We start from the raw sequence: 12,856 nt of genomic DNA on the forward strand, positions 1-12,856 counted from the left end.
CTCTAAATCTTCAGAGATTAAAGGTGTTACCCATTGTTGTTCTTTCTATGCTCTCAAAATTTTGGGAACACCCAATCCAGCTTTGTCTCCTAAACCAACCATTTGAAACATTCTTTGTAGGTGGGGATTTCGAGGATCAGTAATACCCCCCTGATAAAATTTAGTAATGGGTATTCTTAAACGCCCTGGATTAGAAAAAAAGAATATATCCTTGAGTTTGACAATCTTTAATGGTTTTGTTGAATAATGATCAGCATGAATGAGACAATTAGATAATGCTTCTCTTAATGCTTGATGTACATGGGTTTCACCTTCTCTAACAGAATACTCACCTAATTTGAAGGGTAAATCTAAATCTCTTACTAATCTGTCATAAACACGGTAGTAAAAATTAAATAAGTTGCCCTGCCATCTACCATCTAAGGTAATACGATATGTCCAGCGTTTTTCAGGATCAATAGAGAGCCTTTCTTGATAGTCTAAGTGATAATGGGGCAATGCTTGGGTTATACTTAGTTCTTTTCCAAACATTAATAAACCTGCATAAGTTAGTCCTTCTTTTCCTGTGGTTCGATCGCTTTTCCACCCTCCCAAGTTAATCATTAACTCTAAGGTTTCCATCGCTAAAAAAGGGTGATCAGGTTCTCTGGCACTAAAGCGATTACGAAAGGCTTTTATCGTATCTTTATCAAGGTCATCGAGGGTGAAATTTTCAACAATTTGATAGTCTTGAGGTTCACTATCAGCATCCCTCAACATCTGTTTAACTTCATATTCTTGACAGCGATAGTCGCCATCGTTGTTGCGTTTAAATGTACCTGTGAGGGGATTATGATTGAGATAAATAGGGCGTTGAGTTCTATCTGCTTGAGGTACTTTGATAATAATTAGTTGTTTTTCTTGTACTTCAATAACATCAACATCAGATTCTTGACAGATAGGATAACTGAGTTTTTGGGAGTTATTATGACTGTTCCAAAAGTCTTTTTTTTGTTGGGTAGGGTTATTAATTCCTGTGATTTCAAAATGTTCTCTTTTCTCAGAAATACCTAAGACGATATACCCCCCGTTAGTATTAGCAAAAGCTGAAACTATTTCCCAAATATCCTTTGGTAATTTGTCTTGGGATGCTTTACACTCAAATTCGCAATCCTCACCAATATCCAGTTTTTCTAGTAGGGTATCTCTATCCATCCTAATTTTCTAGTTAAATTAACTTTGTATCATTTTGCTGAAATCAGCAGAGTCATTTCTCCTAAAACTTCTTTTATCTGAAGCACTTGGTTTAACTTCATTTAGTTTTACTTTAGATTCTGGTTTAGAGTTAGAATTACTATTATTTTTGTTGCTAGAATCACTCATGGATCAAGAACCTCAAAATATAAGTGTGGACACCATCTATAATTATACTGAATCTCATATCAAATCATTAGAAGAAAGTATTACTAGAATAGATGCTCGTTTTAGTACATTTATTGGTTTTTCAGGGGTTTTAATTCGTATTGCTTTAGATTTAAAGAATCATTCAGTTATCAGATTTTTGGTTTGTTTATTTAGTGTAATAGTTATAATTATTGGTGCTTTGGGTTTAGTGGCGAAACAAAGAGGTAGTGTATTAGCTCCTTCTGCTTTAATGGAGGATAAATATTTTTATGAAACAGAAGTATATCAAAAATGCTTAATCATCAATGACAGAATTAAGCTCACAGAAAAATATGAGGAAGTGATCAAAAACAAAGGACTAAGATTAAATTGGATAATCTGGTGTTTTACGATCGCAACTATTCTATGGCATTGGAGTTAGTGGGCTTGATTGTTTTATCTACAATTTTATTAAGTTACAACTCCCTCTTAAAGGCTTTATCTAAGATCGAAGGTAGCAAAGCGTCTGTTTCTTCTAAGGCTTTCTCTCTCTCTTTCTTCATTATCTCTATTTTTGATTGAAGGCGATCGAGATACTCTACTATTCTTTTTTGTTCTGATAATGGCATAACTGGAACTGGTAAAGGTTGCAAAATTCTTAAATTGATGTTTTTCTGTGCGCTCTGGGGTGCTATTTTTTCCAAACTTGTACGCAAATAACAAAGATAATAGTAAAGATATTCACTGCTCATATTTTCTTTAGGAGTTATAGCAACGATACTATCAGGGATACAACAATCAAATGTTAATATTCCGACTGCACCAATAGTCGCCGCAATACTAATTAAAAGTGTGCCTTTAGGAAATTTTCTACTAATAGTTAAACCTTCATCGTTAAGTGTTTCTTGCCAATTTTTAATATATTTCCCCGATGATTCAATTTCAGCTATTTGTATCCAAGGATGTTGTCCGCCAAAAAAACGAGGCTCATTACGAGGGCGATGAGAAAATTTACCTCTTTCTAAATAAGCAACTTCATCAAAACGTTTAGCATTTCTTTTTAGTGCTTGATCAAATATTTCAATACGACTTGATATAATTAGGGCTTCAGTCTCTTCAATATTTTGTAAACGGAGCGATCGCACCTCCTCTATTTTCTCTACAATTCGCTTTTGTTCTTCTAATGGTGGTAAAGGAATCGGAATAGGTAAAAATCGTTTTGCTTTTAATTCGGTTTTTATACCGCCGGGTAAATATTCATTTAGAATCTCTTTAAATTTTTTACTTCTCAGTAGCCACCATAAAAAAGAAATATCGACTTTATTTTTATCAACAATATAAGAACTATAATGAATAGTAGCTGCCATCGGTATTTTTTCAGTTTCTGGATAAATTGCGATCGCTCCTTTAGTCGCATTAATACCAGATAAAACAAGATCACCTGATCTAATTAAAATCATTCCAGTTTTTGTTTTACCATCATTTCTAAGATATATCTTTCCTTCATTAAAAGCGATTTTTTCAACAATAGGTATTTTCCCCGTCAATAAATCATCCATATCTGGTTTTTCTTGACGCTCAGTTAATATATTTCCTAAAAGGACTAAATCCCAATTTTTAGACATTAATAAAAACTCTCAATTAATAAAATAACATTATTTAAAAATTAGGACATTTTTTGACATAAAGATTCAGTAAAATCTAAAACTTGTCTTTTTTTATCCATAGATAAAAGACGTAATTTAGTTAAAATTTCAGCCTCAATATTTTCCTCAATATCAAAAGATGTCATCGACTCTAATAAATCATCTCCTAAACCATGATTATCCCAAAATATTGCTTCTTCTTCTTCATTTTTGAAGTTAGGAATTTCTGATAACTTATTAATTTCTTTCATCATTTTTTCTTCCTTATTATTCATAAAAATTACCTCCGATAACGTCTTTTTTCTTTATCTGTAGTATCACGAGCCGTTACAATTCTGATTAAGCCATTTCTACGAGTAAAAACAATAAATAATATTCTACCATTACCAGACTTGGCGATCGCCGCCCATCGTTGTTCATTTTCTCCTTGATAAGTAGAAATACCGATTTTTTGACGATCGCTCAAAGCCTCCTCAACTTCTTCAGGTATAATATTGTGTCTAGCAATATGTTCAATATTAGCTTGATCCCAATCAAAATTCACGCTTTTTCCCCCTCCTCTAAAATAGCGTTAATTTCACTCATTAAAGAAGCAATTTTTTGATCCTTCTTCAGAATATCCTTAATTAACTTTTCAGGAGGTAAATGTTCAAAATCATCACCGCTATTAGGATTTTTGCGATCGAGGTTATAGATAGCATTTAAAATATTATTCGCCTTTTCCTGCTCATCCTTAATAACATTTTTCTGCTCATCTACTTGCGTTGATAAATCCTTAATTCTTGCCTTAATTTCTTTAACTGTTACCTTAATTTTTTTCTGCTCATCTTGAGTAGTAAAATCTAAAATACTGGCTTCCAAACCCTTAATTTTAGCCTCTAATTCCTTAATTTCCTGACTATATTGATTAATCCTTTCTTCTGCTTCTCTTGCCTTATCCAAATGACTTTGACTAAGTTTAAAAGCCTTATCCTTTTCCCCTTTAAAATCGTAACACCAAGCAAAATCATTTTCTACTCGATTATCCCACCATTGCAAACAGTCACCAAACTCCTCATACTCAAGGGGCTTAGTTTTCGTGTAATTTTTACGCCCTTCAGGTAAAGGCAACTCATAAAACCAAATTTTTTCTGTAGGTTTAGAAGTATCAAAAAAGAGAATATTAGTCGGAATCGAAGTATAAGGAGTAAAAACCCCGTTAGGAAGCCGAATAATAGTATGTAGATTAAAATTACTCAACAAATCTTCCTTAATCTTGGTGCACATTCCATCCCCAAATAACACCCCATTAGGAAACACCACCCCAGCCCTACCAGCAACATTAAAGTCCCCCTTATTAAGGGGGTTTGGGGGGATCTTTCCCTTATTAATAGGGGGTGAGGGAATCTTTCTCAACCGTTTCATAATCAACTGCAAAAATAACAAAGCTGTTTCTTTAGTCTTTCTATCAGGAGGAAAATTATTTTGGATTCTATCCTCCTCCTCACCACCAAAGGGCGGATTAGTAAGAATTACATCAACTTGATCTCGAATCCCCAACTCCGAGAGAGGAAACCGTAAACTATTACCGTAATCAATATCGGGATACTCGAAACCATGTAACAGCAAATTCATTTGTACTAACAAATACGGTAAAGGCTTTGCTTCCGCACCAATAATGCTATTCTGCAAAATCTCCCAATCACTAGCACTACATTGCTTTTGCAGATACTCATAAACCTCCACCAAAAAACCGCCCGTGCCACAAGCAGGATCAAAAATTACCTCTCCCAACTGAGGTTTCATCACATCCACCATAAACTTAATCACTGGGCGAGGAGTGTAAAATTCTCCTGAATCTCCTGCCGCATCTCGCATTTCTTTCACCATCGACTCATAGAGAAGACTTAAAATATTAACCTCTTCCGAGTTATCAAAATGGATTTCATTCACCTTCGCCAACACATCAAATAATAATGCACCGCTAGTCATGCGGTTAGTGACATCACGAAAAACCCTTGCAATTACATCTTTTCTATCCTTACCCGTATCACTTTGCAAACTTCTCAAATAGGCAAGTAAACCGCTTATTTCTCCTGTCTCATTCACTAATTCTTCAGAAACTTCACTAGCTAAGGCTTGGGGTAAAGAAGCTAAAGGTAACTTATCTTCATTGATGAACTTTAAAAGAGTATCCCCCGAAAAATGATCATTACCTGCCCAATCACGTTAACGATAAGGCAGTTTGATGGACTCTTTATATTCCGTCTCCTCTAATTTTGCCTCTACTTCCCTAACCTTCTCCACATCGTCTAATAACTTGAGAAACATAATCCAAGTTAACTGCGGGAGTCTATCCAATTCTCCACTCAACCCTTTATCTTTCCGCATAATATCCCTAGCGGATTTAATCACACTTCCCAATTTTTGAGCAGTGGTGACGGGAGTTGTGGATTTAGCAGTAGATTTAGTGGTGGTTTTTCTCGGCATTAGTGATTATTAAGCAGAATACAACAATATTTGCAACTGTTTGACGGCTAATTTTAATTGTTCCACACCGCCAAATCTTTGAGCAATCTCGATAATATTACCATACTGACGGAACTCTTGATTAGCCTTAAAAGTGGTGGGAATGGTAAACTCATCCAACCCTTTATCAGCATATTTGTCTAACAAGATTTCTAAAATTACTCTTGCTGATTCTCCGTATTGTTCAAAGAAACTTTTATGTTTTTTCTTCATCAATTCCGCCCTTTGTTTATAGGTTAAAACAGGGGCATCAAAAGCAAGATGACAAAGTAAATCAAAGGGATCAGCATCTGTCTTACCTGTTATTTCTCTTAATTGGTCAAAATCAATGCCTTTATCCTCCAAAAGCTCAATCACTTGGCTTCTTTCTTCAGGATTGCCCCATTTTTCTTGAATTTCAACCTGAGAACGATATAAAACTCTCACTTGCTCTCTGGTATAGTCAATTAACTGAGAAAGCCGTAACTCCATCTCACCGCCTAAGTCGTAAATTTGTTCCTCGACAATTAATTTCTTCTCTACCGCCGTCAACATAAAATTTGCGAGGTAAGCTATCTTCATCATCAGGTAATCCCCAAAAGCCATCGGTGTTATTTTCTTGTTCATCTTCTCTTTCCTCCGCTTCATCTTCTGTAAAATCATCTTCCTGAGTTTCAATTACCTCCCCTCGATCGTCTATTTCCGAAGTTATAATCAAAGCAGGTTCACCATCAAAATCAGGATCATTAAACAATACGGTGCTATTAGTATAATCCACAATATTAAACGAGATTTTGCCGTATTCTTCCTTCACACGAGTCCCCCGTCCAATAATCTGTTTAAAGTCTGTCATAGAGCGAATAACACGGGCTAGGATGACATTTTTACAGGTGGGTATATCGACTCCTGTGGTTAACAATTTTGATGTTATAGCAATGACATGATCTTGATTTTCTATATCCTTAAATTGATATAAATGTCCTTTACCTATTGCCCCTGCATCGGAAGTAATACGAGAGATATAGTAGGGATTTTGTTGCAGAATATCGCTGTTAAGGTTTCTCAATTCTTTAATCATGCTTTTAACGTGTTCTTCATCCACACAGAAAATGATAGTTTTAGCATATCTATCCGTAGCTTTGAGAAAATCGGTAATGTGTTGGGCGATCGCTCTTGTTCTTACTTGCCTAACTAAATTCTTTTCAAAATCTGGTGTTAAAAATACTTCATCGGGAATAGTGCGCCCATAGCGATCTAATTCTCCCCATGTCGGCTGCCAACCTTCTTGATCGCTTCTAGTTCTTATCCGATATACTCTATAGGGTGCTAAAAATCCATCGTCGATACCTTGTTTAAGGGAATAAATATAAAGAGGGTTGCCAAAATATTGATAAGTCGCCTGATTATCATTTCTAAGGGGAGTTGCGGTTAATCCCAATTGGTAAGCAGGTTCAAAATATTCGAGAATTTGTCGCCAGTTACTATCATCCCTCGCACTGCCTCGGTGACACTCATCTACTATAATCAAGTCAAAATAATCAGGATCATATTCTTGATATAAACCATCTTTATTACTATCAGAGGCGATCGCTTGATAAATAGCAAAATAAATATCTCTACCTTTCTTTGCCTCCCCTTGTATCTTGTGAATTTTATTCTCTCCAAACACCGCAAAATCTTTATTCATCGGATCATCTACCAACACATTGCGATCGGCTAAAAAGAGAATACGGGGTGATCGCACTTCCCCTTTACTACTCCACTGAATAGAAGTTAATTTCCAACAGATTTGAAAAGCTACAGTAGTTTTACCCGTGCCTGTTGCCATTGTTAGCAGTAACCGTCTTTGTCCCTTCAAAATAGCAGAAACCGCCCCATAAATAGCATTACGTTGATAATAACGAGGTTGTTTATCAGGAAATTGAAAAAATGGTACTAAGAGTTTGTCGGCAATGTTAGGGAGAATTTGTCCTTCTCCTTCCCCTTGCAACCTTTGCCATAATTCCTGCGGAGTGGGAAAACTGTCTAAACTTGATTGCTTCCCCGTCAAAAAATCAAATTCTACAATCCCCTTGCCATTAGTCGAATAAGCAAATTTAACTCCCAGTAACTCAGCATATTCGATCGCCTGTTCTAATCCTTCATCAGCACTTTTATTTTTCCGCTTTGCTTCCACAACAGCGATGGGAAAATCTTTTCTGTAGAGTAAAAGATAATCGACAAATTTCCGTTTTCCCCGTTGATTCCTATTATTTTTCGGTCTAATTCTACCATCCGTAAAGTAATATTCTTTGTAGAAACAATAAGGCTCAGATTCCCATGAGGCTTCTCTTAATTTTGGTTCTACATATTCATAACAAGTTTGAGCTTCATTTTTTCCCACTTCAACCCACCTTCTCTCCTAATTTTCTATGAATTTTATCTAACCATAAAGGCATGATTACCTTCCCCTCCTCCAGAAGTGCGATCGCCTTTTCCCTTTCATAGGGTAAGAGGTGCATTTTTCCGTCTCTAGGAATAATCATAAAACGACGTTTATAGTCAGGATTGCGAAAATCTGGCTCTTTTTCTCTCAAGTCATGTAAGATAATTTGTCCTATTTCAAAGCTCAACCCCATCGAGAGCAAATACACCATGATCGATACTTCCACCAACTCAGCAGGGGAATAATAGATAGTTTTGCCCGTACCCGAACCATGAATAAACGGAACAATAATCTCCTTATCCCTCCAATACTGCAATTGTCGAAGGGAACAACCTGTAATTAATGATGCTTCTTTACTACTAAAAAACCTTTCTTTCATAAACACAATTATAAAATGATTTGCTATCATACAAATACGTTTAATAAAACATTTTTGTTAGTTATGGCTCACGTTACTATTCAATGTCGTTTGATCGCTTCTGGTGATACCCGTCAATTTCTCTGGCAGTTGATGACTGAAAAGAATACCCCCCTTATCAACGAAATTTTGTTAAGGATAAAGCAACATCCTGACTTCCCTGACTGGAGGATAAAGAAAAAATTACCTAAATATTTTTTAGCCCGACAAATAGCAGAACTCAAGAATAATTACCCCTTTGAAGGACAACCATCCCGTTTTTACGCCTCCGTTAACAAAATTATCAGCTACATTTACAAGTCATGGTTTGAAGTTCAAAAAACATTGGATTGGAAGTTACAAGGTAATGTTCGTTGGCTAGAAATGCTATTGCCTGACACTGAATTAATTAAGCATTTTGATAATTCTCTCGAATCTTTACAACAACAAGCAACCCTGATTCTTGACTCTATAGATTCAACAGTGAATAAAGATCAAATCTCGACTATTCTTTTTGAGAAGCATGACAAGACAAAAAAGCCTGACATTAGAAGTGCGATCATATATCTACTCAAGAATGCTTGTGCTATACCCAAGAAACCAGAAACAACAGAAAAGTATCAAGATTTGAAGCGTAAAGTTGAGATTAAAATTACACGACTATAAAGACAAATTGAAAGTAGAATACCTTTGGGAAGGGATTTAAAAGGCAAAAAATGGCTTGATAGTCTCATTACTGCTTCCACTACTGTACCCATTGATTAAACTGAAGCAAATACTTGGTTTTCAATTCTCAAGCAAAATCATACATCAATTCCCTATCCGATTCTTTATGAAACCAATGAAGATTTAAAATGGAGTCTGAATGAGAAAAATCGTCTTGCGATTCGTTTTAGTGGCTTAGGAGAGCATTATTTTCAGATATACTGTGATAGTCGTCAACTACCTTATTTTCAAAGGTTTTATGAGGATCAGGAATTAAAAAGAGCTAGTAAAGATCAACTGTCTAGTGCTTTATTTACCCTCCGTTCAGCTATGATCATTTGGAAAGAAGATGATGGAAAAGGGGAGTTGTGGGATAAACATAAGTTGTATTTACACTGTACTTTTGAGACTTATTGTTTGACGGCAGAAGGTACGAGTGCGATCGCTCAAGAAAAGCAGGAAGAAGTTACCAAGATCATTAATATAATGAAGGCAAAAGAAGAATTAACCGATACACAAAAGGGTTTTATTCGCCGTAAAAATTCCACCCTAGGCAAACTCAATAATACCTTTCTTCGACCTAGTAAACCTCTTTATCAGGGCAAATCCAATATTTATTTAGGAATAGCGATGGGATTAGAACAACCTGTTACGATTGCTATTGTTGATATAGAGACAGATAAAGTAATCACTTATCAAAATCCGAAACAACTGCTAGGAGTAGATTATCGGCTACTGAGAAGACAGAGGACAGAAAAACAGAAGTTGAGTCATCAAAGCCATAAAGCCAGAAAAAGATTTAACTTTCAGCAAAAAGGGGAGTCTAATCTGGGAGAATACATTGATCTACTTATTGCTAAAGCCATCCTCACCGTAGCTCAAGAATATCAAGTTTCAAAGATTATTATTCCTCGATTAAAGGATATGCGATCAATTACTGAAGCAAAAATTCAACTTAGGGCAGAAAAGAGAATCCCTGAATATAAGGAAGGGCAAAAGAAATATGCTCAAGATTATCGAGTGCAAGTTCACCAATGGAGTTATGGCAGATTGATTGAGCATGTGAGGGCGATCGCCTTAAAAGTCGGCATTGTAGTGGTAGAAGCTAAACAACCAAAACAAGGCACATTTACCGAAAAAGCCTTACAACTTGTTTTGAGTAACACAGAAAAAAATCTCAAGAAAAAATAACACAAAATTAATTTCTTGAGATAGACTAAAAGTAATCGTGCCGCAGATCAAGTTGAATCAACCACTGTTCTGTGAAAAGTAAGGGGTAGTTTGCCGAGAAATCGGTTTGCTTTCTGTCCCTGATAACTGCTCTCTCTGATGCTGCGTACTGAAAAGTGCGGAAACAAGGGGCACTCCCAGCAATAAGAGTTTAGGTGTACTAATGTAGTGGCTATCAAATTACCTCTGAGCAAGGAGGAATCCCAGTTTAAGCGTTAGTTAAAATGTACGAGTTACACAAACTCAAGTCTTAGCCTTACGCAATCGCTAAAACTCTTATATATTAACAGAGATAGCGTTTAAAGAAAATGCAAAATTCGATCAAAAATCAGAATTTTCGTATTTTTAAGGGAGGCTTACGCAAACTGCTTTTATAAGCTTTATTCTATAAGGGGTCTGGCTAGGGACAGTTGAAATAAGAAAATACCTTCTATAGGGATTGAAAGGCGGTAGTACACCATATAACTGGAAAAAAGGAAAGTTGAAATAAGAAAATACCTTCTATAGGGATTGAAAGATAAAAAAAAAAACTGACCAGATGTGACCAGATAAAAAGTTGAAATAAGAAAATACCTTCTATAGGGATTGAAAGTATCTCGAAGCTGGAAACTAACAAGTGCCATTTTGTTGAAATAAGAAAATACCTTCTATAGGGATTGAAAGATAAAATTCTAAGTGTGCAATCAAATCATCCTCACTCATTGTTGAAATAAGAAAATACCTTCTATAGGGATTGAAAGTTTTTTACTCACGCTACAGCGGAGATATACGGGAGTTGAAATAAGAAAATACCTTCTATAGGGATTGAAAGAAAAATAGTAGATGACGGTGTAGTAATAGTAAGATGTTGAAATAAGAAAATACCTTCTATAGGGATTGAAAGAAATAAATCATTTAAAAGTGCAGTAGCCGCTAAGTTAGCGTTGAAATAAGAAAATACCTTCTATAGGGATTGAAAGTAGGAGATCTTCTCTTAGATGATTTTGGAATTAAATGTTGAAATAAGAAAATACCTTCTGTCGGGTTTATAATATTAACAGTGCCGTAGATCAAGTTTTTGTAACCTCTGTTCCATGAAAAATGAGGAGTAGTTTACTTTTTACTAAAAGTTTGCTTTCTGCTCCTGCTAACTACTTGCCCTGATGCTGTCTATCTGCGGATAGAGAAACTAGGTGCACTCCCAGCAATAAGGGTGCAGATGTACTGCTATAGCGGTTAGTAAATCACTTCCGATCAAGGAAGAATTCTCTTGGAGAATTGAAAGCGAGTCTCTCCACGCCCAATTAGATGACACTAATTTGTTATCACGTCATTTAATTTGTTAAGACGACACTAATCTGTTACTGATGACAAATAATTTGTCACTGTACACAAGTGGGTTACACTCACTCTGAAATTTTTCTTTTATTATACGGGCGTGGAGGGACTCGAACCCCCGACCTGCTGATCCGTAGTCAGCCGCTCTAATCCACTAAGCTACACACCCTTTTTTTGAACACTTATCCATAATAACAAATGAACCATAAAAATGCAATAGTGATGTCTAAAAAATTATCCCATATTAATGATGAAGGTGATGTTCAAATGGTGGATGTATCCTTAAAATCTATTTCTTCTCGTAAAGCGATCGCATCAGGGAAAGTAATCATGTCTTTAGATACATTAACAGAAATTAAGGCAGGTAATACACCTAAAGGAGATATTATTAACACTTCAAAAATAGCTGGTATCATGGCGGCAAAACAAACAGCACAGTTAATTCCCTTATGTCATCCTTTGCCTTTACAAAAAATAGACGTGATGATCACTGCCAATGAAAATTTACCCGGTTATGACATCGAAGCGATGGTAAAAACTAATGCAGAAACAGGGGTGGAAATGGAGGCTTTAATGGCAGTATCTGTTGCGGCTTTAACCTTATATGATATGACAAAGGCTATTGATAAATCTTTAACCATTACTGATATTCAATTAGTTAGTAAAACTGGGGGAAAATCTGATTATAATTTGGTTGATGATGAAGAAAAAAGAAAGCTGACAAGTAAACAATTAGAGAACAAAAAAAGAAAGTAAGTTAACGAAAAAGGGGGCTTAAACCCCTTGAAAACAGACAAAGTAACTTTCAAATTACCAACTTGATTTAACAACACCGGGCAATAAACCTTCATGTGCCCATTCTCTGAGAACATTGCGAGATAATCCAAAGTCACGATAAAAACCTCTAGGTCTTCCCGTTACCCAACAACGATTACGCTGACGATAGGGGGAACTATTTAAAGGTAATCTCTGAAATTTGCGTTGTAATTCAAATTTTTCTAAAGGATCACTAGCTTGGTGAATCTGTTCTTTTAATTCTGCTCTTTTTTTTGCGTATTTAGCTACTAACTTGGCACGTTTTGTTTCCCGTGCAATCATTGATTTTTTAGCCATTTAAACTATACTTAAATATTAAGTTACATATAAACACAACACTCTCCATCATAACCTATCTTTTCACAATTCACCATTTTAGTTTGCTAAAAAAGTTGATGATTATAGCATCCGAGCAGGAAGAAGAAAGCAGAAGAGAAAAACATTAAGATGTAAAAGTTTGTTGAATTTTTC

Annotated in this window: 13 protein-coding genes, 1 tRNA gene, 1 pseudogene and 1 CRISPR repeat array; of the genes and pseudogenes, 3 read left to right on the plus strand and 12 right to left on the minus strand. The window is 35.6% G+C overall.

Features of this window, described 5'->3' with window-relative positions; genetic code table 11:
- Positions 1-45: 45 nt before the first annotated feature.
- A complete protein-coding gene (locus tag GM3708_RS19400) occupies positions 46-1,194 on the minus strand; it encodes an RNA-binding domain-containing protein (protein WP_231932922.1) in 1,149 nt (382 codons plus the stop codon).
- Positions 1,195-1,212: 18 nt separating this feature from the next.
- A complete protein-coding gene (locus tag GM3708_RS18720; protein WP_158505872.1) occupies positions 1,213-1,362 on the minus strand; it encodes a hypothetical protein in 150 nt (49 codons plus the stop codon).
- Here GM3708_RS18720 and GM3708_RS11230 point away from each other — a divergent pair.
- Positions 1,361-1,804 (plus strand): hypothetical protein, encoded by a 444-nt coding sequence (locus GM3708_RS11230; RefSeq protein WP_144439314.1) that lies wholly within the window; start codon positions 1,361-1,363, stop codon positions 1,802-1,804. The genes GM3708_RS18720 and GM3708_RS11230 overlap by 2 nt on opposite strands.
- 34 nt (positions 1,805-1,838) lie before the next feature.
- Here GM3708_RS11230 and GM3708_RS11235 read toward each other — a convergent pair whose 3' ends face one another.
- The 8 genes from GM3708_RS11235 to GM3708_RS11260 all read right to left on the minus strand — a co-directional run bounded on the left by GM3708_RS11235 (position 1,839) and on the right by GM3708_RS11260 (position 8,299).
- Positions 1,839-2,987, minus strand: a complete 1,149-nt coding sequence (locus GM3708_RS11235; protein ID WP_066346892.1) for a restriction endonuclease subunit S — start codon at positions 2,985-2,987, stop codon at positions 1,839-1,841.
- Positions 2,988-3,028: 41 nt separating this feature from the next.
- The gene (locus tag GM3708_RS11240) at positions 3,029-3,283 is read right to left on the minus strand and encodes a hypothetical protein (RefSeq protein WP_066346894.1); all 255 of its coding nucleotides are present in this window, start codon (positions 3,281-3,283) and stop codon (positions 3,029-3,031) included.
- A gap of 5 nt (positions 3,284-3,288) precedes the next feature.
- A complete protein-coding gene (locus GM3708_RS11245) occupies positions 3,289-3,552 on the minus strand; it encodes a BrnT family toxin (RefSeq protein WP_066346901.1) in 264 nt (87 codons plus the stop codon).
- Positions 3,549-5,096, minus strand: coding sequence for an N-6 DNA methylase (locus GM3708_RS11250; RefSeq protein ID WP_197671659.1), 1,548 nt, complete (start codon positions 5,094-5,096; stop codon positions 3,549-3,551). The genes GM3708_RS11245 and GM3708_RS11250 overlap by 4 nt, the downstream gene beginning before the upstream one ends.
- Before the next feature lie 120 nt (positions 5,097-5,216).
- Positions 5,217-5,477 (minus strand): type I restriction-modification system subunit M N-terminal domain-containing protein, encoded by a 261-nt coding sequence (locus GM3708_RS19015; protein WP_197671660.1) that lies wholly within the window; start codon positions 5,475-5,477, stop codon positions 5,217-5,219.
- 9 nt (positions 5,478-5,486) lie between these two features.
- Positions 5,487-6,050, minus strand: a complete 564-nt coding sequence (locus GM3708_RS19020) for a type I restriction-modification enzyme R subunit C-terminal domain-containing protein (protein WP_197671661.1) — start codon at positions 6,048-6,050, stop codon at positions 5,487-5,489.
- Positions 5,989-7,878 carry an EcoAI/FtnUII family type I restriction enzme subunit R gene (gene hsdR / locus GM3708_RS11255; RefSeq protein ID WP_197671662.1) on the minus strand — a complete coding sequence of 630 codons (1,890 nt, stop codon included), beginning with the start codon at positions 7,876-7,878 and terminating at the stop codon, positions 5,989-5,991. Before hsdR ends, GM3708_RS19020 begins: the two co-directional genes overlap by 62 nt.
- 1 nt (position 7,879) lies before the next feature.
- Positions 7,880-8,299 carry a MerR family transcriptional regulator gene (locus GM3708_RS11260; RefSeq protein ID WP_066349431.1) on the minus strand — a complete coding sequence of 140 codons (420 nt, stop codon included), beginning with the start codon at positions 8,297-8,299 and terminating at the stop codon, positions 7,880-7,882.
- 63 nt (positions 8,300-8,362) lie between these two features.
- Between GM3708_RS11260 and cas12k the strand changes: the two are divergent.
- Positions 8,363-10,213 (plus strand): annotated as a pseudogene (cas12k, locus tag GM3708_RS19405) (type V CRISPR-associated protein Cas12k).
- Between the two features lie 448 nt (positions 10,214-10,661).
- Positions 10,662-11,284: a CRISPR direct-repeat array (repeat unit 37 nt; unit sequence GTTGAAATAAGAAAATACCTTCTATAGGGATTGAAAG).
- Between the two features lie 380 nt (positions 11,285-11,664).
- On the opposite strand, the gene GM3708_RS11275 reads toward cas12k, so the two are convergent.
- Positions 11,665-11,738: transfer RNA gene (locus tag GM3708_RS11275), tRNA-Arg, on the minus strand.
- A gap of 53 nt (positions 11,739-11,791) precedes the next feature.
- Between GM3708_RS11275 and moaC the strand changes: the two genes are divergently transcribed.
- On the plus strand, positions 11,792-12,325 hold the full coding sequence (gene moaC, locus GM3708_RS11280) for a cyclic pyranopterin monophosphate synthase MoaC (RefSeq protein ID WP_231932924.1): 534 nt from the start codon (positions 11,792-11,794) through the stop codon (positions 12,323-12,325).
- Between the two features lie 54 nt (positions 12,326-12,379).
- On the opposite strand, the gene rpsN is transcribed toward moaC, so the two are convergent.
- Complete coding sequence (gene rpsN, locus GM3708_RS11285) at positions 12,380-12,682, minus strand: 30S ribosomal protein S14 (protein ID WP_066346911.1); 303 nt, start codon at positions 12,680-12,682, stop codon at positions 12,380-12,382.
- Between the last annotated feature and the right edge of the window lie 174 nt (positions 12,683-12,856).

The sequence above is a fragment of the Geminocystis sp. NIES-3708 genome (genome assembly GCF_001548095.1).
Classification (GTDB): Bacteria; Cyanobacteriota; Cyanobacteriia; order Cyanobacteriales; family Cyanobacteriaceae; genus Geminocystis.